Annotated in this window: 25 protein-coding genes and 3 pseudogenes; 9 read left to right on the forward strand and 19 right to left on the reverse strand. The window is 54.6% G+C overall.

The features are described from left to right. Nucleotides 1-341: 341 nt before the first annotated feature. Entirely contained in the window at nucleotides 342-635 is a 294-nt protein-coding gene (locus A0U92_RS12605; protein ID WP_077813527.1) for an integrase core domain-containing protein, read from the reverse strand. A 113-nt stretch (nucleotides 636-748) separates the two neighbouring features. Between A0U92_RS12605 and A0U92_RS17370 the strand changes: the two genes are divergently transcribed. Next, on the forward strand, nucleotides 749-1,084 hold the full coding sequence (locus A0U92_RS17370; protein WP_149026459.1) for a hypothetical protein: 336 nt from the start codon (nucleotides 749-751) through the stop codon (nucleotides 1,082-1,084). Here A0U92_RS17370 and A0U92_RS12610 read toward each other — a convergent pair. The 3 genes from A0U92_RS12610 to dcm form a co-directional block, all read right to left on the reverse strand. After that, nucleotides 1,058-1,447, reverse strand: coding sequence for a DNA -binding domain-containing protein (locus tag A0U92_RS12610; protein WP_475638755.1), 390 nt, complete (start codon nucleotides 1,445-1,447; stop codon nucleotides 1,058-1,060). The two genes, A0U92_RS17370 and A0U92_RS12610, sit on opposite strands and share 27 nt — an antisense overlap. A 464-nt stretch (nucleotides 1,448-1,911) precedes the next feature. Next, nucleotides 1,912-2,382 carry a very short patch repair endonuclease gene (locus tag A0U92_RS12620; protein WP_077813529.1) on the reverse strand — a complete coding sequence of 157 codons (471 nt, stop codon included), beginning with the start codon at nucleotides 2,380-2,382 and terminating at the stop codon, nucleotides 1,912-1,914. Further along, nucleotides 2,357-3,610, reverse strand: a complete 1,254-nt coding sequence (dcm, locus tag A0U92_RS12625; RefSeq protein WP_236748135.1) for a DNA (cytosine-5-)-methyltransferase — start codon at nucleotides 3,608-3,610, stop codon at nucleotides 2,357-2,359. The genes A0U92_RS12620 and dcm overlap by 26 nt, the downstream gene beginning before the upstream one ends. A gap of 442 nt (nucleotides 3,611-4,052) precedes the next feature. Between dcm and A0U92_RS12630 the strand changes: the two genes are divergently transcribed. Further along, entirely contained in the window at nucleotides 4,053-5,375 is a 1,323-nt protein-coding gene (locus tag A0U92_RS12630) for an MvaI/BcnI family restriction endonuclease (protein ID WP_077813531.1), read from the forward strand. 128 nt (nucleotides 5,376-5,503) lie between these two features. Here A0U92_RS12630 and A0U92_RS12635 read toward each other — a convergent pair. From A0U92_RS12635 to A0U92_RS18655, 3 genes and pseudogenes are all read right to left on the reverse strand, one after another. Then, nucleotides 5,504-5,944 (reverse strand): annotated as a pseudogene (locus A0U92_RS12635) (transposase family protein); the annotation flags it as partial. A gap of 49 nt (nucleotides 5,945-5,993) precedes the next feature. Then, a complete protein-coding gene (locus A0U92_RS12640) occupies nucleotides 5,994-6,206 on the reverse strand; it encodes a TonB-dependent receptor plug domain-containing protein (RefSeq protein WP_077813532.1) in 213 nt (70 codons plus the stop codon). A 2-nt stretch (nucleotides 6,207-6,208) separates the two neighbouring features. Next, nucleotides 6,209-6,418 carry a hypothetical protein gene (locus A0U92_RS18655; protein ID WP_408736084.1) on the reverse strand — a complete coding sequence of 70 codons (210 nt, stop codon included), beginning with the start codon at nucleotides 6,416-6,418 and terminating at the stop codon, nucleotides 6,209-6,211. Here A0U92_RS18655 and A0U92_RS12645 point away from each other — a divergent pair. After that, nucleotides 6,335-6,553, forward strand: coding sequence for a tyrosine-type recombinase/integrase (locus A0U92_RS12645; protein WP_408736123.1), 219 nt, complete (start codon nucleotides 6,335-6,337; stop codon nucleotides 6,551-6,553). The genes A0U92_RS18655 and A0U92_RS12645 overlap by 84 nt on opposite strands. A gap of 244 nt (nucleotides 6,554-6,797) precedes the next feature. On the opposite strand, the gene A0U92_RS12650 is transcribed toward A0U92_RS12645, so the two are convergent. The 7 genes from A0U92_RS12650 to A0U92_RS18020 form a co-directional block, all read right to left on the reverse strand. Further along, the gene (locus tag A0U92_RS12650; RefSeq protein ID WP_077813533.1) at nucleotides 6,798-7,199 is read right to left on the reverse strand and encodes a very short patch repair endonuclease; all 402 of its coding nucleotides are present in this window, start codon (nucleotides 7,197-7,199) and stop codon (nucleotides 6,798-6,800) included. Next, nucleotides 7,196-8,128, reverse strand: coding sequence for a DUF4928 family protein (locus tag A0U92_RS12655; RefSeq protein ID WP_077813534.1), 933 nt, complete (start codon nucleotides 8,126-8,128; stop codon nucleotides 7,196-7,198). Before A0U92_RS12655 ends, A0U92_RS12650 begins: the two co-directional genes overlap by 4 nt. Continuing rightward, nucleotides 8,125-8,988 carry a hypothetical protein gene (locus tag A0U92_RS12660; RefSeq protein WP_077813535.1) on the reverse strand — a complete coding sequence of 288 codons (864 nt, stop codon included), beginning with the start codon at nucleotides 8,986-8,988 and terminating at the stop codon, nucleotides 8,125-8,127. The genes A0U92_RS12655 and A0U92_RS12660 overlap by 4 nt, the downstream gene beginning before the upstream one ends. Then, on the reverse strand, nucleotides 8,985-10,133 hold the full coding sequence (locus tag A0U92_RS12665) for a DNA cytosine methyltransferase (RefSeq protein WP_077813536.1): 1,149 nt from the start codon (nucleotides 10,131-10,133) through the stop codon (nucleotides 8,985-8,987). The genes A0U92_RS12660 and A0U92_RS12665 overlap by 4 nt, the downstream gene beginning before the upstream one ends. Further along, nucleotides 10,126-10,305, reverse strand: a complete 180-nt coding sequence (locus tag A0U92_RS18015) for a hypothetical protein (RefSeq protein WP_236748136.1) — start codon at nucleotides 10,303-10,305, stop codon at nucleotides 10,126-10,128. The genes A0U92_RS12665 and A0U92_RS18015 overlap by 8 nt, the downstream gene beginning before the upstream one ends. A gap of 156 nt (nucleotides 10,306-10,461) precedes the next feature. Beyond that, on the reverse strand, nucleotides 10,462-10,611 hold the full coding sequence (locus A0U92_RS17825) for a hypothetical protein (protein ID WP_187668979.1): 150 nt from the start codon (nucleotides 10,609-10,611) through the stop codon (nucleotides 10,462-10,464). Between the two features lie 2 nt (nucleotides 10,612-10,613). Beyond that, complete coding sequence (locus tag A0U92_RS18020; protein ID WP_149026460.1) at nucleotides 10,614-10,808, reverse strand: hypothetical protein; 195 nt, start codon at nucleotides 10,806-10,808, stop codon at nucleotides 10,614-10,616. Between the two features lie 90 nt (nucleotides 10,809-10,898). Between A0U92_RS18020 and A0U92_RS12680 the strand changes: the two genes are divergently transcribed. After that, the gene (locus A0U92_RS12680) at nucleotides 10,899-11,153 is read left to right on the forward strand and encodes a type II toxin-antitoxin system Phd/YefM family antitoxin (RefSeq protein WP_077813525.1); all 255 of its coding nucleotides are present in this window, start codon (nucleotides 10,899-10,901) and stop codon (nucleotides 11,151-11,153) included. After that, nucleotides 11,153-11,581 carry a type II toxin-antitoxin system VapC family toxin gene (locus A0U92_RS12685; protein WP_077813526.1) on the forward strand — a complete coding sequence of 143 codons (429 nt, stop codon included), beginning with the start codon at nucleotides 11,153-11,155 and terminating at the stop codon, nucleotides 11,579-11,581. The genes A0U92_RS12680 and A0U92_RS12685 overlap by 1 nt, the downstream gene beginning before the upstream one ends. Before the next feature lie 20 nt (nucleotides 11,582-11,601). Here A0U92_RS12685 and A0U92_RS18525 read toward each other — a convergent pair. Beyond that, a pseudogene (locus A0U92_RS18525) lies at nucleotides 11,602-12,534 on the reverse strand (AraC family transcriptional regulator); the annotation flags it as partial. Here A0U92_RS18525 and A0U92_RS12695 point away from each other — a divergent pair. Together A0U92_RS12695 and A0U92_RS17830 are read left to right on the forward strand one after the other, a co-directional pair. Continuing rightward, complete coding sequence (locus tag A0U92_RS12695) at nucleotides 12,454-13,149, forward strand: O-methyltransferase (RefSeq protein ID WP_077814440.1); 696 nt, start codon at nucleotides 12,454-12,456, stop codon at nucleotides 13,147-13,149. The pseudogene A0U92_RS18525 and the gene A0U92_RS12695 overlap by 81 nt on opposite strands. Before the next feature lie 64 nt (nucleotides 13,150-13,213). Continuing rightward, nucleotides 13,214-13,366 (forward strand): hypothetical protein, encoded by a 153-nt coding sequence (locus A0U92_RS17830; RefSeq protein WP_187668763.1) that lies wholly within the window; start codon nucleotides 13,214-13,216, stop codon nucleotides 13,364-13,366. Nucleotides 13,367-13,648: 282 nt separating this feature from the next. Here A0U92_RS17830 and A0U92_RS12700 read toward each other — a convergent pair whose 3' ends face one another. From A0U92_RS12700 to A0U92_RS12715, 4 genes are all read right to left on the reverse strand, one after another. Then, nucleotides 13,649-16,171: a S8 family serine peptidase gene (locus tag A0U92_RS12700; RefSeq protein ID WP_187668764.1), complete on the reverse strand. Its 2,523-nt coding sequence runs from the start codon at nucleotides 16,169-16,171 to the stop codon at nucleotides 13,649-13,651. Between the two features lie 72 nt (nucleotides 16,172-16,243). Next, a complete protein-coding gene (locus A0U92_RS12705) occupies nucleotides 16,244-17,233 on the reverse strand; it encodes an AAA family ATPase (protein ID WP_077814441.1) in 990 nt (329 codons plus the stop codon). A 186-nt stretch (nucleotides 17,234-17,419) separates the two neighbouring features. Then, nucleotides 17,420-17,662 (reverse strand): DUF2274 domain-containing protein, encoded by a 243-nt coding sequence (locus A0U92_RS12710; protein WP_064274286.1) that lies wholly within the window; start codon nucleotides 17,660-17,662, stop codon nucleotides 17,420-17,422. Continuing rightward, complete coding sequence (locus tag A0U92_RS12715) at nucleotides 17,659-18,696, reverse strand: TrbI/VirB10 family protein (protein WP_236748137.1); 1,038 nt, start codon at nucleotides 18,694-18,696, stop codon at nucleotides 17,659-17,661. The genes A0U92_RS12710 and A0U92_RS12715 overlap by 4 nt, the downstream gene beginning before the upstream one ends. Nucleotides 18,697-18,700: 4 nt before the next feature. Here A0U92_RS12715 and A0U92_RS12720 point away from each other — a divergent pair. Together A0U92_RS12720 and trbJ are read left to right on the forward strand one after the other, a co-directional pair. Continuing rightward, nucleotides 18,701-19,552 (forward strand): annotated as a pseudogene (locus tag A0U92_RS12720) (TraG/VirB4 family ATPase); the annotation flags it as partial. Then, on the forward strand, nucleotides 19,549-20,286 hold the full coding sequence (gene trbJ, locus A0U92_RS12725) for a P-type conjugative transfer protein TrbJ (RefSeq protein WP_149026462.1): 738 nt from the start codon (nucleotides 19,549-19,551) through the stop codon (nucleotides 20,284-20,286). The pseudogene A0U92_RS12720 and the gene trbJ, both read left to right, overlap by 4 nt. Nucleotides 20,287-20,305: the final 19 nt, after the last annotated feature.

Below are 20,305 nucleotides of genomic sequence, written 5' to 3' on the forward strand. Positions count from 1 at the left end.
CTGTTCCGGGTGAAGTTCCAGTCGGTCATGATCCGGTTATGCGCATGGCATACGTATGAGGTGTCGAAATTAACTGGTGCTATCACCCGTGCCACGCATCACGACCGGACAGCCACGCGACGGGCGGTCAATTGTTGCTCAATGCCAATTTGCTGACGCAGGTCCGACAAGTCACGCCGAACCTCTCCGCTCCGGTTGAGAACTTGTTGGATGACCATCTCTATTCTGCTCATAAAAAAGGGACTGTAAGCAACAGCACAACTAGATGGCGTGATTGACGCAGCGAACGAGTGGCACACACGGCATACCTGCGTGACCCTGCCCCGAACATGCCCACGGATTTAAGTTAGGGTCTGTGCTTTGCTATATGCCTTGGTGGCGTGTTGAGCGAAAGCCTCTGGGGTCATGTCCTTGAGGCTGGTGTGGGGCCTGACGGTGTTGTAGTCGGCCCGCCAGGCATCGATGACCCTCCGAGCGTGGGCGAGGTTGCGGAACAGATGCTCGTTGAGGCATTCGTCACGGAACCGGCCGTTGAAGCTCCCGACGAACCCGTTCTGCTGCGGCTTGCCCGGTGCTATGTAGTGCCACAGCACCGACCGCCGCTCCTGCCAGGCCAGGATCGCGTTCGAAGTCATCTCGGTGCCATTGTCGCTTACATGCCGTCCTCAATGGCGGCGATCATGCCCTGAATGCCGCGCTCGATCCTGTCCAGCGCCTTGCGGTCCGCGACGGCCTGCCCCCGCCGCTCGTGGTTGAGCCGGTTCACTTCCTCCGCGAACGCCCTCACCACCTCGGCCACGCTGTCGGACGACACCAGCCGGTCTTTCAGACCTGCCAGAACCCGCGCCTCGATCCGCTGGCGCGGGATCGTGCGGTTGTTGGCGCAGGTGCCCCGGCGGTGGTGGTTCAGACAGCCGAACCGGCTGTTGACGATCAGGCCCAGCCGATGCCCTCTTTTTTGGCCCGCAATCCGGTCGATTTCCGGTCAAAGCGTGGAATGGCGTATTTCATGGTATCCTATGCGGCTCTATGCTATCGTATCGTGGTGATTTCGGAGTTATTTCATGTATTCGATCATGAATAGAAAGAATAAAAAGAGGAAGGCAAGATAAAACAGCCTGCCACGTCGGGTAACAAACCGCGGTCGCGCCTTGTCTTCTGGTGTGCAGATTGGGTCGGTCGTGTGCAGGGTTTTCAGTTCAGGCGCTTTTTCCTGCCGTTTGGTCTGCACAGTGGGGGGGCTTGGGGCGAAATCTCCCCTTTGGCCTTGCCATTCGATCAGGAGTTTGAGATAGCCGCCTTCGACCAGGGCGATCCCTTCATCGCGCCAGTCTCGGGCGGACTTGCGCCACGCATGATCGCGCCATTCATCTAGCGGCATGGTCAGGGCGCGGGGATCGATCAGGACTGCGGCGATGCGGCGTTCGTCCCCACCCGCGACAAGGATGTTCTTCCTGTCTGCAACAGCGCGACGCAGGGACGCCACCTCCCCTGCGCTCATGATCCCGGCGACGACGTAATGCGACGTCTTTTCCCAGTGGTTGCGCTTGTCCAGGCTGCCTTCAGGGTCATGGTTAATTTTCACCCAACTATAGCCTCCCTTTGAGAAAACGACAGTTGATGGGAAAACGCCTCATCTGCAACCGTTGAGCCCGATCGGTCGCCTGCTGATCATAACTAGCGAGCGCCGTGAAGAGAGAGGGGCGGACTGAATTGGACCACGCTGAGGCGGGCCGGTAATAAAACCGGCATTCGGTACGAACGGCGGGCGTCGTCACCCAGAAGCTTCCTCAGTGACGTAGAGCCATTCAGCTCGTGCTGACTGGATCTGTCCGGACGGGTTTCAACTTCAGTTCGTCTTTTTGCCTCGCCCCCTTCAAACTGATCCGAAAGCTGTCCGCGTCTCACCAGTTACTGCCCTCTGATTTCAAGTTCGGATGCATCCGATTTCAGCCATGCTGAACAGGCTTCAAGGATGTTTTCCATGGAAAGACGTCCTTTCCCACGCATCGCGCATTCCCATACGGTTCCCACGCGCCAGCCAGCATCATGCAAAGCCAGCTCCGTCCGCACATCAACAGCCCTGTTCCGGTCAATTTTCGTCCGCCAGAATTCTGTCCGGCTGCCGGGAAGACGGAAAAGATGACAGTCATGTCCATGCCAGAAGCAGCCATGCACCAGAATGACAGCATGGTATTTCGGGAAAACCAGATCAGGGGTTCCGGGCAGTTTCCTGTCATGCAGCCTGAACCGGAAACCAAGAGCATGCAGTCCCCGCCGCAGCACCATCTCGGGTTTTGTGTCTTTTCCCCGGATGCCGGACATCATCCGGCTGCGCTGTTCCGGTGAAACAATATCAGGCAACAGCCATGCTCTGATCATGAGCAGGTCTCATGCCTGCAGTCCCGTCTCTGCTGTCCCGACCCTCCCGTGCCAGAGCCGAGCGTATATGGGGCTTCATGGCATTCGCCAGGAACTCGATGACCGGCACCACAACCGCATTTCCGAACTGGCGATAGGCCTGCGTATCCGAAACGCCGATGCGGAACCGTCTGTCGCCACGGTCGAACCCCATAAGACGTGCACACTCCAGCGGTGTGAGACGGCGTGGCCGTTTGCCTTCCTGCCGGATAAGGATTTCAGATCCATCTTTGAAATATCGGGCAGAAAGTGTCCGCGCGATATCACCCGGCCCGCACAGTCCGAAACCGAAGCCGTTACCTGCAGCTGCATGCTTGGCCTTATAGTTCTGAAGATAATTCCACAGATGTTCCGTAAGGGTATATTTTGATTCCACCTCTGCATGCGGCAGAAGGATTGAACCCAGTTTGGGGCCTTTTTCTACCGGTGGCACAACCAGAGATTTCAGATCAAACTCTGTTTTTTCCCTGAATCCGACAATAAAAATACGCTCGCGTTTCTGTGGCACCCATGATGCGGCACTGATCACGCGGGTCTGCACATGATAACCGAGTTCTCCCTCGAGAACATGCATGATCGTGGCAAAAGTGCGCCCCTTATCGTGCCGTTCCAGGTTTTTGACATTTTCCAGAAGAAAGGCTGCGGGCCGGTGATGGGCGATGATTCTGGCTGTATCGAAAAACAGGGTTCCCTGCGTGTCACACAGGAAGCCATGAGGCCGACCTAAAGAATTCTTCTTGGAAACCCCGGCAATCGAAAACGGCTGACATGGAAAACCTGCCAGCAGAACATCATGTTCCGGAATCAGGGAGGGATCTTCTGCGAACGGACGGATATCCCCACTGATCTCATGGTTGTCCGGATAGTTCAGGGCATAGGTCTGCCGTGAAAATCTGTCCCATTCGGACGTAAAGACACACCGACCACCGATTTCCTCAAAACCGATCCGCAGGCCTCCTATACCGGCGAACAGATCGATAAAACGGAAATCAACCCTGTCTTTTTCTTTTGCCCGGAGGCGTTCATCGGCAATGCGGCGCAGGAAATTGAGAGACGTCCGGCTCGCCGTGCCGGGGGTATTCTCATAACGGTACACCGTCCGTTCTCCCAGCCCCAGCTCTTCAGCCGCCTGATGCAGAGTAAGACCTGCCCGATCGCGCAGCAGGCTGAAATCGGTCCGCGATGACATAGGCATTCTTTCAAATCAGGGTCGCACGAGGTTTATCTCTGCCCTGATGGCAGAATCTGTCCCCGAAAGCAACCCCTGTTCCTTATATGTTCCAAGCGCAGCAACACGGTACCAGGCATCCATCAGATATGTTGGCAGGATGTCGGCATGCCCGCCGCGTTCTGCATACTGGACGTGTCACGGTTTAGTTCCGGACCATTAGTTATCTGTTAAGCGACGTTGGCCGTCCACGCGGAAGGATTTCTGGCAGACGAAAATCGAGCGGAATATGGAAAATGATAACCGCGCAATCTGGGCCCTACTGGCCTCTGGTTGGCGGGTCGCCACGGTTTGGGAATATGCCCTAAAAGGCCGGACCCGACCCGACTTTTCCGAGACTATGCAGCACCTGGTCGCCTGGATAAGATCGGCGGGGAAGACTATGACTGTTAGGGGCAGATAATTGGTCGCATCACTGAAGCAATTTTTAGATCTGATGCGCTACTATGGCGCTCATCGTATTTATGCAAAACATTTGTCACCCAATGATAACTCGAAGAACCAAGTATATCTGGGTGGTGGCTTTGCAGCACTGAATGTCATTCCGCATGGCGAAGTCTACACTGACGCTTCTGAAAAGGCCAGCAGCGTGCGCGACCGCGCTAAGGCCGATGTCGAATTTTACTGGATCAATGAAGAAGGCAGGCACCGCGCACCTGACGCAAACCTGATCCTCTATCCCAAATATCCCGAAGTGAGGATGTCCGGCTTTCTAAAGGGCTGCAAGGGAGCACCTTCAAAGCTCCTCACCGTTCGCGATGAGGGACGGGTTATGTTCTTCGGCGTGACTCGGGACGGCGTCGTCCTGGGCTATGTCACGGATGCCGATGACCCGATCACAAAGGAACTGACGGCAGGCAACTGGCCGATGCTAGGCGTCTTCACCGAATTGCCGCTCAGCCTGGATCTACCTGCCGATCCGAAAACTATCCTCCTTGATGAACTGCGCCGCATTTATCAGCTGAACTGGATCATGTCCCAAAAGCTGGCGAAAGACGGTAAGAAGGCACCCTATGCAGCCCGCAATGGGGGCGGCTATACTCTTGAAGCCGAGCTTGGCATTACTCCCAATGGCTACGCAGAGCCGGACTTTATGGGCTGGGAAGTGAAGCAATATGGCGTGAATAATTTCACAGCGTTCAGGCCAAAATCGCCGGTAACCCTTATGACGCCGGAACCGACAGGCGGTATCTACAAAAGCGAGGGCGTGGCAGAATTTCTGAAGCGTTTCGGCTACGCGGATCAGAGCGGCAAAGAAGATCGCTTCAATTTTGGCGGCCGCTATGACTGTACTCGCGGTCACCACCATCTAACCGGGTTGCGCATGACCCTGACGGGATATGATGCTGCGACTGGCAGGATATCCGATATTGAGGGCGGCATGGCTCTGGTCAGTGCGACCGACACTGTTGCTGCGTCGTGGACTTTCAAGAGCCTGATGGCACACTGGAACCGGAAGCATGCGCAGGCGGCCTACGTGCCCTCCTTATCCCGAACACCGCCGCCGGAATATAGCTACGGGGCACAGGTTCTCCTTTGCGAGCAGACCGATTTTCTGCTGTTCCTCAAGGCTTTTTCGACGGGGACGGTGTATTATGATCCGGCTGTTAAAATCGAAAAGGCTTCGTCGGCAAAGCCGGACATCAAGCGGCGCAGTCAATTCCGGGTCGCTCATGCCGGTCTGACCCAGCTTTATCAGAAGAATGAAACTGTCCTCCTTTACTGAATAATAATTCCGGAAAAATTCGCGACTGTTGGTTTGGCAGGTTCAAGCTTGATGCGGCAAGTTTAAACCATTGCTGAGGCGCAAGAAACTTCTTCTCTTGCACGTCATTGCCAGCATGATGGGGCGCTACCCTCCGTAGTCTGCACTTCAGCAATATCAATGTGAAAATAGCCAATCGGATAAGCCTTGAACTTGCGCCTGGGTTTTTTGTCTCCCGTCACCTCGGGTAGTCGGCTGATCCCGTGTCGTTGCAGGCAGCGATGCAGGGATGATCGCGTCAGGTGCGGGATCGTCGCCTGGAGTGCGTAGAGGCAGTCGTCCAGCGGCAGCAGCGTGTGACGGCGGAAAGCAACGATGATCGCCTCATCCTCAATGCTCAGCACCGTCGAATGCGCGTCTTTGGGGCCGGTCGGCAAATCACCGACCGCAGTGCGCTTCTTCCACTTCGCAACCGTCTTCGGGTTGATCCCATAACGCCTGGCCAGAACCCTCAGGCTCTCTTGACTATCGTGTATCGCTCGACGGACCGCCTCTGTCGTGCGGGCGCTCCCGTGTAAAATCTGTCCCACAGTGCATCCCTCCATTCCTGACTGAATAATGCACCATCAAAACACGGGACTAAACACCTAGGGAAACCTGATGCAACGGCGTTTCTGTCGGTTTCTTCAGGCTCATGTCGATCATACCACCGGGTGTCGTCTGCCCGTACATGACCGAAGCTGGTCCGTTGAGTGCTTCAATACGCTCAAGAAAACTGGGTTCAGCTGCCGCATAGGAGTTCGTCATGAGACCATCGACAAACTGGCTGGATGTGAATCCACGCTGGTAGATGCCTAGATTATCGTTCTGCGCCGATCCCCGGTTGGTCGTTCCACCTGCTTCGGAATAGACGCCACCTGACTGATCTGGAGAAGCCGTGGCGGCGCATCCGAAAGGAAGCCGGGCTGGAGGATGTCCGCATTCACGATCTCCGCCATTCCTTTGCGTCCGATGCGCTGGAACTCGGCGAGGATCTGATCATGATCGGGAAACTGCTGGGTCACCGGGATCTCAAATCGACCGCACGTTACGCCCACCTCAAGAAAGAGCCCATCCAGCGCGCGGTCAAAGGGATCGACCTAAAAATTTCTGCTGCCCTTGCCCTACCCAGAGAAACACTGGAGGCTACGATTGATTAGCCTGCGTCACGCAAAGTGGTGTCAAAACGATTAATGATACCCCGACCGTGCAAGCCTCTGTCAGACTTTCGCGAAACAATCAAGTCGTCTTTACACCAGTACGAATAAAAGAAAACAGCATCGTCGCGTCCAAATCATAAAGGAGAGAAACGACGACGATATTCAAACCCACGAGACCGCTAGAATTATACAAGTAATATTTTAAATATACATCATTAATATACCTCTAAAGGCGTAATCCATTCTATAATTCCATGAGACACTTGATATTTACTTCAAGCCGTTCCCTATCCTTAATCTCACATTCCCATATAACATGGACACGCCAACCTAACTTCTGCAATGCGATCAGCGTCTCTTTATCTCGCACGCGATTGCGTTCAATTTTTTTTGTCCAGTAATCTACGTTACTTTTCGGAATCCGTGCTCCTCGTGGACAATCATGCCCATGCCAAAAGCATCCATTCACAAATAAAGCCAATTTTCGACCTGGAAAAACCAAATCTGGAGAGCCAGGAAGATCTTTACGATGGAGCCGAAACCTGTATCCCATTGCATGGATAAGCTTTCTTACCACCAACTCCGGGCTCGTATTCTTCGACTTAACTGCCCTCATAGTTCGTGAACGAACAGGATCTACTTTCATCCATCAAATTCAATTCTGAGGCTTGGGTCGCTCTCGCACTCGACGATAATTTTATTATAATGATCGATAATATCCCTCACCGCCGTCTGCCTGGCGTCCCGTTCAAAGGTACTCCACTCATAAACATTCGTCGCTAAAAATTGCTCGATTTCAATAATATCAAGGCGATCGTCTACTCCAACCTGCTTGGCGAGTGCTTTGGCGCCACCTACCCCATCTTCTGTAGTCACAATAAGAGGACGTAAACCGGAACTGAGATTGTCCTGGCATTTCCGAATAAGCGCTTCTCCAGGCGCAGTTGTGACATGAATAGCCACATCTCCGATCAAAAAATCTCCTGAGCGATTAGATGGCGCATCCGCAACCGAAAAACCGTAATGACGAATACTACCTTTTGTGATCACATTTAGTTTGGCTCCGACCAGATGCTGCATAACAGCGCCCGCATACATGGTGCCGGAAACCTCACGTTGACGTTCTACGGCCTGCGCCAAAAGATCTCTTACACAAGCCCGTAAAGAGCGTGATGGATCAAGTTTGAAAGTAAACGGAAGAGCGTCAAAATACGCCTGAGCACGCTCTACCCAATATTTCTCCGCAGCGTCTAAATCCAATAAATTGTGAGAATGCAGATCGTTTAGAACATCAATGTATGCATTCATTCTATCCATATTCCCTCGACTGGTTCTACCCCCTTCACTAGAGAGAATACGCTCAATGCCATGGTCTTTAAGTATTTTCTTTACCGCCCCACCGCCCAATCCGGCGACTTGCCCACCTTTTGTTGTTACGAACGAATTTTTATCTAACGGGAATTGCTTCGATGCCGCATTCCTCGTTAGGATCAGAGCAAGAGATAAAGACCCTTTTGACAAGCCAATATAATCATCGTCAAACGCCGCCAATACTGCTCGTTGTGATAACATCATAAATCTTTCTCAACTCGTCGAATTGCCGTCATTTCTGAGACCTGTTCTATCGTGCCAGCACGTCGCACAACTGTCTGACGCATCAACTCACTTCCTCGCATTTCCATCCGAAAGTCGACATGATGGATTTCCTCGGCATATCCACCAAAAGCAGCATTAAAAGCCGCGAGAATTTCAACTTCTCCAATATCCCGTCCTTTAACGAAAGGAATAGAAATTGAAGGGATATTCTCAGGAAACAGATAGATACACGGAGGAGGCACACAAAAAGGACCAAGATTGGTCAACCGATCACCGTCTACGGATTTTGGGCAAGGTCTACCAATTGTCGCACAAACCATATCCCACAACAGCACCCCATCCACCCGCTGGTTCCGCGCAATCATTTCAGCGCTAAGACGTGTGTGAATGCCCGACCAAGCGTTTCGTTGAGGATCTGCACCAGGATTGGAACAGATACTCCAGATCACAAACTCATCAGCGAGTGGCGGTCGTTCAAAAATATTCGTGTTATTCCCATCAAGACAGCCCTTAAGGTCAATAACAGCAACACGTCCACTATTTAGACGAACAATATAATCATTACGGTTTGCATTATCTGTCAGATCCCATCCAGCAATAAAACCGCCGTCTTCCATATGATTCAGCGCATGCTGAACAAACTCTCGTTTGCCACGCATAGTGGCCGAAAACTGGCCACGGACACGCTCTATCGCGCCACGAAACAAACCAGACTGATAGAACTCTCGCTCATCCAAACCATGGTCGCCAAGTTTATGCGCTTCTGTTTTAAGTGTTTCAGCAAACCTCTCGATTTGATCGCGCAATCCCTTGTTCTGTTTACAGGGAATAATGGTCATGCCGCTTCCTGTTTCCCTTCGGAAACCATGCCAAGTAACGGTTCCAGGATATGCTGCGCCAGATGACGAACGACAGGCACAGCTACGCCATCCCCTGTCAGGTGATAAGCTTCATTATAATTCTTAGGCAGCTTGTAATGATCTCCGAGCCCCATCAGCCTTGCTGTTTCACGAGTGGAGATTAGCCGCGACCGAACCTTCCGGCCGTCAACAACAATAATTGTCTGACGGCTTGAACCTCCTGCCGGCGTCCGAAGACAACCTGCGATATCGTCAAACCGCACTTCAGCACGCTGAACTTTCGCCCCGTTTTCATCAAGACGTGTTCGTCTATAGATGGCTCCCACCATACGCCTGCCCGCACGTTTTGCAGCATTTACTTTGGCGAGATTGGTGGCAGACATCATCGAAATCAATCTTTCGGTTTCGCTGGCTGTATGCCAAGGCACTCCAGTAGGCGCCTCCTCAATCAGATCAGCGAAAGTTGTATGCCGATGCGATGGAGTAGGAATATTCCACCACAAAAATTGAGTTTGCGCCTTTTTTGATATTCCCTGAACAGCCCTCTTCAATCCATTGGTGTGAAACGGGTCAAGCGGTTCAGGAGATAACAATGAAGGATGAATTTCGACATCCTTATGCACCCCGATCATGAACAAGCGAGGACGTGACTGGGGCACAAACAATGAGGCGTTGATTACGAGCGCTCCATACCGATATCCGGTCTCGACAAAAGTCCGACAGATAGCGTCGAAATCCTGTCCCCCATGAGACGTCAGCGTGCCAATGACATTTTCAAGAGCTATAATTTTCGGGGCTCTTCCCTCTGAAACAAGCTCTCTCACGACATGCCAGAAAGGATAGAAGGTGCCAGAACGCTCTCCTTTAAGACCTGCGCCCCCTCCAGCCAACGACAAATCCTGGCATGGGAATGAACCCCATACGAGATCTGCAACACCAGGTAAGTCTTCAACACGGACATCATTGACGTCCCCAACCCGCAATTCTCCTCCTGTTCCCCAGTTGGCCTGATAACTCAGACCTTTTTTATGATCAAAATCATTGGCGAACAGACACGTCCAGCCGCCCCCCAGTCCCGCACGGGCCATCCCGCCGCCAGCAAAAAATTCGTAAAAACTAGGCATTGGCTGTAGACCTGACGTCATCTTCTTGTAACGACACCACCTCACGCGCGAGCTTTTCTTCAATCGCTTCCGCTATCCAAGTGTTACGAGACACTCTTCCAGCCCTTTTTGCGCGCGCGTCATCAATCGCGCCAAACGTCTCCGTAGAGAGGCGCAGATTGATCCGGTCCATCGCGCGAACTCCCGAATTTTCTGTAGCATGGCTCATGGCGCCATGATGGCGCCAAAATATTCGTATGTCCAGACGAGTGTTCCCTATTTGTTCTCAAAAATAAACCTGGAAAAAGAAATCATTCGTATCAGACGCTATCGACGATCTATCCGAAGGTCACGGTCGGCACAGCACGAACCAGGGGCGTCCCAGTTCAGGCTGAAAGGCCAGTTCCCATGCCGTCCACTGGGTCGCCGCCCACCAGGTCAGAACGATGATGGACAGGACCAGCGTGATCTGGCCCCAGAGAATTTTTGTGCCGGACATTTTCATCCCTCCTTGCGCACGGACAGGTCGGGCGGCCATTTTCCGATCCGCAAGGACTTTTCCCGCATCGTCGCATCCCGGCGAACGGCAGGGAAAAAATACTTGCCCGGTGCGGACCGGGCCTTCACCATGCTGGACGAAGATCGCGGGAGTCGAACGATACCGGGCGGTTCTGGCGGGATGGAATCTTCGGCCAACAGTGACCCGAACCCGGATCGGACATGGATTTTCTGGCAATGCCTCCCAGTATGTAGTAATGTTCCTACATTGCAGTCGGGAGACCGGACATGAGCATCACCACGCTTTCAAGCCGCGAGTTCAACCAGGACACCAGCCGGGCCAAGAAGGCGGCGGCCGAGGGGCCGGTGTTCATCACCGACAGGGGGCGCACGGCCCATGTCCTGCTCAGCATTGAGGAATACCGCCGTCTGACGCACCATCCGCGCAAGATCGCGGACGCCCTGGCGATGCCGGACGCGGCGGACATCGCATTCGATCCGCCTCGTACCAATATCACGCTCCGCCCGGCCGACTTTTCCTGATGTTCCTGCTGGACACGAACGTCGTTTCAGAACTGAGAAAAATCCGCGCCGGAAAGGCCGACCCGAATGTGGCGCACTGGGCCGACAGCGTGGAAGCGAACGATCTGTATCTCTCCGCCATCACCGTCATGGAACTGGAAACCGGCATCCTGCGCGTGGAGCGTCGCGACAGAGCCTCCGGCACGATCCTGCGGACCTGGCTGGAACAGCATGTCCTTCCCGCATTCGAAGGGCGTATTTTTCCCGTCGATACGTCGGTGGCCCTGCGCTGCGCCCGGCTCCATGTCCCCGATCCCCGTTCGGAACGCGATGCGCTCATCGCCGCGACCGCGCTGGTCCATGGCAAGACGGTCGTGACCCGCAACGTCGCGGATTTCCTGCCATGCGGCGTCCCCCTGCTCAACCCGTGGGAACCCCAGCCGGACTGACGCGCGGCCATGTAGCGGCCGGGCGCGGCGCCGAGCGTCTTGCGGAACATAGTCACGAAGCTGGGTACGCTCTCATAGCCGAGATCGGCGGCGACCTGCTGGATCGCGATGCCCTCCGCCAGCCGCCCGACGGCCAGCATGGCCATGAGCTGCTGGCGCCAGCTTCCGAAGCTCATGCCAGTCTCCCGCGCCGTCAGTCGCGCCAGGCTCCGCTCGCTCATGCCCGTCCGCTTCGCCCAGATGTCCAGCGTTACGCGGTCTCCCGGCGATGCCATTATGAGATCGGCGATGCGGCGCAGGCGGGAATCTCCCGGCATCGGCAGATGGAGATCGTCGCGCTCGGCCGAGGCGAACTCGTCGAGAAGCACGGTCAGCAGGCGCGATGCGGCGCCGCCTTCCTCGTAGAACGCGGGCAGGTGAGCGGCGCGGATCAGCGGCGTCACCGAGACGGCGCAGCAATGCTTCGGCAAGCGCGCGTCCGCGACGGGATCGACGAAGGCGCAGTAGCCTTCCATGATGCCCGAAGCCCGGATGGAGTGCGGTGTGCCGCCCGGAATCCATACGGCGCTGCGCGGCGGCACGATCCATAGCCCCCTTTCCATCTCGCAACTCAGGGCGCCACGTTGCACCAGCAGGATTTGCCCCTTGCGGTGATAATGGAGGTCAAGCTCGAAGCTCGTCGCTGCCGCCGTTATGCCGCCGAAGGTCACGACCGGACGATCAATGTCGTCCGGCTCGATCCATTCGTTCTCTTTATGGGGATAGCTGAGGATCGGCACTGTCCGAATCCGATAACAATTTGTCCAACCTTCGTAATGACGCCATTCGTAGTTCTTCTTATCCTTCTTGCACGACCAAGAAAAGGAAATTCCATGAACACGCTCATCACACCACGCGTCGCCAAGACCCTGAACGCGCTGCACCGGGAAGCCGAGACCGTTGACCGCGCGCATATTGCCGCGCGCATGGCAGAGATTACGGAAGCAGGCGAAAGTTTCGCCGAAGCGGTGCCGCGCTGGCTCGGTGAGGAGCGGGCGGCGTATCGGACGATCTATCACGATTATGCGGGCAATTTCCTTTCCGTTTCGGAAACCTATGGCCGTTTCCTGTACATGATCGCGCGGACGTGCCGGGCGAAGCGGATCGTGGAGTTCGGCACGTCGATGGGGATTTCGACGATCTATCTCGCGGCCGCACTCCGCGATAATGGCGGTGGCCAACTGATCGGCAGCGAGATCGAACCCACCAAGGCGGCGCGAGCGCGAGCGAACCTGGAAACCGCCGGCCTCGCCGATCTGGTGGAAATCCGCGAGGGGGACGCGCTCGACACGCTGAAACATGTCGGAGGCGAGGTCGATCTCGTGCTGCTCGATGGCGCGTTCTCCCTCTACCTGCCGGTCCTCAAGCTGATCGAGCCCTACCTGACGCAAGGTGCTCCGATCCTCGGGGAGAACGCTTTCGACCCGTCCTATCTGGATTATGTCCGCGACCCGGCGAATCTCTATGTTTCCCAGCCGCTACCGGTGGACGAGGGAAGAGGCAACGAGTTTACGGTCAGGGCGGCGTGAGGCGCCACCGATGAGAACGTCGCTTTCCCCGGCTTCGCGGTCACCTGGCCGGATCAACCGAGCCTTGCTGAGCCTGTTCATGAAAGGCGGCGCGCTGTTCGGCAGGGCCGAAGACGGCACGCATCTCGACGCGATGGAGATCGCGGAATTTCCACTGAATAAAGGGTTATCCAGCAGACATCACGTTATCGCGATAATGCCGCGTTTTAAGCACTAACTACGCTGGAGTTTCACTCCCAGTTGCATCCTATGTGCATCCTGCGCGTATGTTCCAAACGCAGAAAGCCCGCCCAATGGGCGGCCTAATCGTTTGTTATTAAACGGAATTCATGGTTGCGGGGGCACGCAGCCCCCGATACCGACAATCTCTGACGTTGGCTGTTTAGAAAACAAGAACCCAGAATGATTACGATTGCAGTTTATAATAAAATTCAAAGACCAATACTTACAAAATCAAAGAATTATCAAATGAATTTGAAAATAAAAAAATAAAACAAAATCAAGAAAGACGGACGCGTAACTCCTGTTCAACTTCCTGATGTATGTCAAATTGTACTTCTGTTTCGACCTGAAGAGTTACAACAATAGCATACGAGATATCGTCGTCGGGGCTTAACCCTCCTCCAGAGGCATCACGACATTCTACACGAATAGGAATATTCGCACCCTCGTCAAATTCTGGAATGGTCTGCACCCTATTTTTTAGCCGTTTAGACCAAACAGAACCACGTTTTATGATATTTTCATCAAGGCCATCTGACTTCATATCAAAGCCCCAGTTACCATCGTCCTCATCATTAGGTTCATTAATAGTTGCCGCTTTCAACGCAGCTAGTCTGTATTGAGCACGTGAGGTATCGACGGGCGAAAACCATGCCAAGGTAACACGCATTGATCGGGGTAATTTCTCACCCGACAGGGATGGTGGTACGGGCATTCTGAATATTTGTGCGCCGTCCTTTCGGATTTTACCTAAGCCAACTAACGTGACACCACCTTCCGGAGATTCGCACATCAGGAGATTATTTAAATATCCATGACCAAAATAACGACAAACTTCCTCTTTTGCTCGAAGATGTTGATTCTTACCAAGTCGCGCTCTTTCTTCCTCGTATAGATCAATCGCATCCTGTGGCCACCGAGCTGCATTGACTGCCAATGCCCGTGTCAGAAGAGCATTCTGGAAACGAGTTAATTCACGACCTTCGTATGGGCCACCCTCTCCAGTAAGACTTTCGGCAGCACGTAACAACGAGCGGGTAACCAAAGCAGCAGCGGGACTCGTCCCACGTGATTTCTGGATAGCATTCTGACCTGGAGGAGATGCCGTCACCAGCCCAGTACGACTTGATCGGTCCACACTGCACAATTTTACATCGTGTCCGTACGGTCGAGCACGCACCTCAAGACAACCCCCAGCCTCCAGCAGGTCAGGTTTTATAGACCTTTTAAGACCAAGACCAACTGCACTAGTTACCTGTGGCACGAACTCTCCATCATCCTCGAGCTTAAATATCCCCGCTTGTTGTGGAGAAGCATGGTGAGTGAGATCAAGCGACAAAGCACCCACCGTAAGGACATTCATAGCTTCTGATGGTGCAAGAAGCGTTCTGTTAAATATAGTATTCCTCATCGCGCCGCGAATGTTCATTCGCCGAGAAGTAACGTCTGCGTTTTCAACTGCTGTTGTCGTTGTTCGAGAAAGAACAAGAGATCCAACGTTACCAGCCGACACCACAAACAACAGCCCTTCTGTTGCAGCCCACCAGTCCATAAGGCGGGCGAGAGCACTGATACGCCCAGCAAAATGACCGTCACGAACACCAATGGAAAAATTGACAACAAATATATCAGGTGCAACGGGTTCATCTGTACCAATCAGTTGCATCAGAGTAGTGTGGACGATATCAACGAAAAGTCGATTCCCCGCTGTCTCTGCGCCGCTTTCTTGATCAATCAGTACAGGCACACTAATAAGTCGCGTATCCGTCAGAGGAGCACCATCCGCTTGAAGGTCTCCTCGAAGAATTAGCGATGCCATCGCTGTGGCATGATAACGCTGTGATACCGGCGACAGCGGAACCAAATCGTGTAAATCTTCAATGACAACGCCGCCATCCAGTGCGCGGTGAGCAGCTACCGGTGTCCCGTCCAATAACGCGACACGTATCGGGGCATTCTCATCAAAAGTGCCTTGCAGCGCATTATCGTCCTCAGCTTTATCTGAACCGTTCGGTAGCGCTTGGCCAATCGTTTGAGGCAGGATAAATTGAATACCTTCGATAGAGGCTAGTCCATTTATATCATTAGGATTTGCGAGCATTTCCCGCACAGCCATGCATGGCAGTTCGACGAGAAGCGCTTCATAGACAAATCCGGTTTCAGATATAGAACTGCGATCCAATATTGTCCCTGCCCGCGAGGCAACACGCAGTTCCACTTCCTCGCGCCATTTTTTTCGCTTTGCAGCGCTTTCAGTCGGCCAAATTTCAAATTCTATGGAAATTTGATCATCGTCTGGTGTGAAGGCAAGACGATCCTCGATAATGGTCCGAGCATCTTCTCCGAGCCTGTCTTCTGGTCCCCATGGGCGTAATTCAAGAAGTAGATCAAATACCTCCCACCATGGTGCAGCTCCATTAGGAGCAGTCTCATCGCGTTGATGGGCGCGCCAGAGTGATAACATTTGGCGGAACGAGGCAATAGTCGGAATCGTCGCGTACAGTGTGCGTGGCAGCGTCTCGGAACCCTGAGCAGGCAGAAAGCCCTCTGGATATTCCTCGAAAGGCTCTAATTCCTCCTCGGAGAAAACTTCTAGACCAGCCTCCCGTGCCACCTTGGAAAATTTCGAAATACTGCCTGCTGTAACGAAGACAAGTGCACGTTCGGGAGCAATACCCGCAGGATCATTACGTAAAGCTATTGAGGGATCATTACTGCTGAGCGCAGCACCTAATCTATCGAATGTCGCCTGGAATCTCTCTCCTTGACGAAGCCGGCCAGGTCCTGATGGTTTCGGCATGGAGACTGGTTTTCCCTTACGACGATCAGCCGTAACTGGGTCAGGAAACCGGAGGATCGGTCGTTCCACCATTTATGCTACAGTTCCCCGCATACCAGAATGAGATTGAAGTGCTTTAACTCGATCGTCCAAAATCGAGCGAAGCTCTCGATTTCCCTGTGCCAGCACTATTCTTCGCCTGACGTCGAGAAAGAAGGCTTCAGCCTCTGAAAAACTGATGGGATCAACCGCCTCATATAAACGCTTAGCTGTATACCCAGGCTGCCCGTTTAACGTATTAAGTTGATCAGAAAAATACCTGATCATTTGCTTAGGCGAAGGCGCCTCCAGGTTCAGTCGAATCTCAAACCGCCGCCATGTGGCACGGTCTAAAAGCTCAGAATGATTTGTAGCACCCACTAACAAGCAGTAGGATGGCAGGTCATCAATCTGAAGCAATAAAGTAGTGATAACTCGCTTAATTTCCCCGGTTTCGTGAATATCGCCTCGTTCTTTACCAATAGCATCAAATTCATCGAAGAATAGTACGCACGGCTCAGTCCGAACAAAGTCAAACAACCGCCGTAGGCGCTGCGCAGTTTCTCCCAAGTAACTAGTGACAACTGCATCGTAACGAACAATGAAAAGCGGAAGTGCCAATTCGTAAGCGATCGCTTCAGCCAGGGAGGTTTTACCATTTCCAGGAGGCCCAGCTAGCAATAGCCGATGGCGAGGCTCTAGACCATGCACTCGCAAGACATCTGCGCGTCGCTGCTCTTCTATAAGTTCATCACATGCTCTACGCACGGGCTCTTCTAGATACAGGCTCGATAAGGGACGTCGAGGTTCACGACGTTGGATGCCACCGGAACCGTCGCGAACCCGAATCCCTGCTGTTTGGGGTTGGTTGCTTTTCTGAGTGCTCTGGGTCGCATCTAGCATTCGCGCAATGCGATCGGCGACACCGGAGTGCTTTTTTGACCGTTCGTCAGCCGCTATAGCTTCGGCGACCGCGCGTGCACCAGCAGCGTCCCCTTGGACACTAGCCTTGACAAGATTAATAATCAGGTCGCTACGCGCCATCCAAACCCGCACCTTCTCAAAACCAACGGCGACCCGCAACATTCGCCCTGTTGAGGCAATTTTTGCACGGATTTGATCAAAATGACACCCGCAAATGGTATTTTCTGAACGGTGGAGCAGAAATCGGTTCAGTTACAGAAGTCTGAATAATATGAATTTCGATTTAATGAAACAAAGGGACATATCTTATCCATCTGCGACTATGTTCACCTTCACACTCCGTCGTGCCTTCGCAAACCCACGATCCGTCGCGATAAATCGCTCTAACATAGGTACAATGAGGCGCACGGGATCGGTAAACGTCTGCCCGGTTCCGCGACCCAATATTTCGGCATAGGCAGCAAGATCACGATGCAGCGCGGCTGGCAACTCCAGCGTGACCTTCACGGGCTTGTCGTCCTCGATCGGACCAAGCTTCAGCTTTGTCATGGACGGGGTTCCTTCTCTTCCCAAGGTGTAAGGGCAAGATCGCGATTCAAAATAAGCGTGAACGGGAGGCCCGGTCGGTCGGTCAGCGTCGGCTGGACGTTCAGGCTCCGGTCGATCAGACGGTTGCCGACCATGGAAAAGCCGTTGCTCGCACCGCTGCGGATGGCCTGCATGAGATTGTTTTCATTCCACGACGTTCCTGCTTCGGAGCCCACGCTGAGCAGAGTCGTGACGAGGGCTGCGCGGAACAGTTGCCCCCAATGGTTATTCACCTCGTCGGACAGGCCGGACTGGCCGATCGCATCACCACCGGGCAGCTTTTCCAGCACCAGCCACTCACTGGCCCATTTGCGTTCATCGGGATCGTCAATCTGTGCCAGCGGCTGGAAGGAAACGGCAAAGTGGCCGTCATCATCTGTCAGCCCGCCACCCAGATCATGCCAGTCCCCGCCCATCGCCAGCGTTGCGGCCCGCATTGAGCCGCCAAAATCGAAGGCGAAAACCTGCGCGCCCTGATAGCGCCGGAACTGCAACACCATCAGCGCCAGCAACACCGACTTTCCTGCCCCGGTCGGTCCTGCGATCAGCGTATGACCGACATCCCCGACATGCAGGGAAAACCGGAAGGGTGTCGCACCCGCCGTTCTGCCGTAGAAAAGCGGTGCTGCCCTCAAATGCCCATCCTGCTCCGGTCCCGCCCACACGGCGGAAAGCGGGATCATGTGCGCAAGGTTCAACGTCGAGACCGGCGGCTGGCGGACGTTGGCGTAGACATGACCGGGCAGGCTTCCGAGCCACGCCTCCACGGCGTTAAGGCTTTCCGTCATGCAGGTGAAGTCGCGGCTCTGGATGATCTTTTCCACAAGCCGTAGTTTCTCAGCGGCAATTGACGCGGAGCCATCCCACACCGTGATGGTCGCAGTGATATAGGCTTGGCCCACATCGTCCGCCCCGAGAGACTGCAACGCCAGATCGGCATCGGCCGCCTTGTTGGCAGCGTCGTTATCCACGAGGACCGAAGCCTCGTTGGTCATGACTTCCCGGACAATGGGGCATATCCTTCTCGGCGAAGGCGTGGCGCTGACGCCGGACATCAAAGCCCATCTCTGGTCCGCTCTGAATTCCCTGGCGTCATCGCCCAGCCATGAACGCACGATCTCCGGCCTGGTGGCACTCCTTCAGTCCAACGTCCTGAAGCAGGCTCTGGCCCCATATTGCCTCGGTGGTCCTTATGGCCGGTTGCTCGACGCCGATGCCGAGCGGCTGGGTGACGCCGATGTGGTGGTGTTCGAGACCGAGGGGCTGATCGGTTCCGGCGCCGCGTCTTCCGTGTTGTCCTACCTGTTCCACCGCATTGAGGGCCGTCTCGACGGACGACCCACCCTGCTGGTCATCGACGAGGGCTGGCTTGTTCTGGATGACGGGGACTTCGCCGGCCAGTTGCGAGAGTGGCTGAAAACCTTGCGCAAGAAGAATGCGTCGGTGATTTTCGCCACTCAGTCCCTGTCCGATATTGCCAATTCCCGCATTGCCCCGGCCGTAGTGGAAAGTTGCCCGACCCGGATCTTCCTGCCGAACGAGCGCGCCATCGAGCCGCAGATCATGGCGCTCTATCGGGATTTCGGACTGAACGACCGGCAGATCGCCATTATTGCGCGCGCGGCGTCCAAGCGTGAGTATTACTGCCAGACGCAGCGCGGCAACCGCCTGTTCGAACTGGGCCTCGGTCCTGTGGCGCTGGCATTGTGCGCGGTATCCGGCAAGGACGATCACCGACTGATTGATGCGGTTCTGGCGGAACATGGGCGGGACGGCTTTCTGCCTGCCTGGTTTGAGGCGCGTGATGTCACGTGGGCGGCGGACCTTCTGCGGGAAGGGGGCGTGCCGTGAGATATCGTCCGATTCCTGCCGCAGTGGTCATTGCTTTTACGGTTTCAACTTCTCCACCTGCCCACGCGCAATGGGCGGTCTATGACGGCGCGAACCATGTCGAGAACGTGCTGATCGCGGCCCGGACGCTTCAGCAGATTGACAACCAGATCACCTCTCTCGCCAACCAGGCGCAGATGCTGGTCAATCAGGGTCGCAATCTGGCGAGCCTGCCGCTCTCGGCACTCTCGACGCTGCAATCAACAATTTCCCAGACTACGGCGCTGCTCGCGCAGGCGCAGAACATTGCGTATAGCGTCCAGTCGGTCGAGCGGCAGTATCAGCAGGCATACGCGTCCGTCTCGTCGAGTATGTCCGACAGCGCCCTGTTTTCTCAGGCGCAGACACGCTGGCAGAATTCCGTCGGTGGGTTCGAGGACGCCCTGAAACTCCAGGCGCGGGTAGTGGAGAACATCCCGTCTGACAGCAGCGCCATGACACAACTGGTTTCGGCCAGCCAGACATCGACCGGGGCGTTGCAGGCGGCACAGGCCGGCAACCAGCTTATGGCGCTTCAGTCCCGTCAGCTTTCCGACATTCAGGCCGAACTGGCCGCTAACGGTCGCGCCACGGCCCTGCAACAGGCATGTGATGCTGCGACGGAAGCGGAAAGTGACGCGCAGTATCAGCATTTCTCGCAGCATGACGCCTATGTGTCCGGCACGGTGTCCATGTTCGGCGGCAGCGGGAACTGAGCGCCATGGCTACGAATGA

The sequence above is a fragment of the Acetobacter aceti genome (assembly GCF_002005445.1).
Classification (GTDB): Bacteria; Pseudomonadota; Alphaproteobacteria; order Acetobacterales; family Acetobacteraceae; genus Acetobacter; species Acetobacter aceti_B.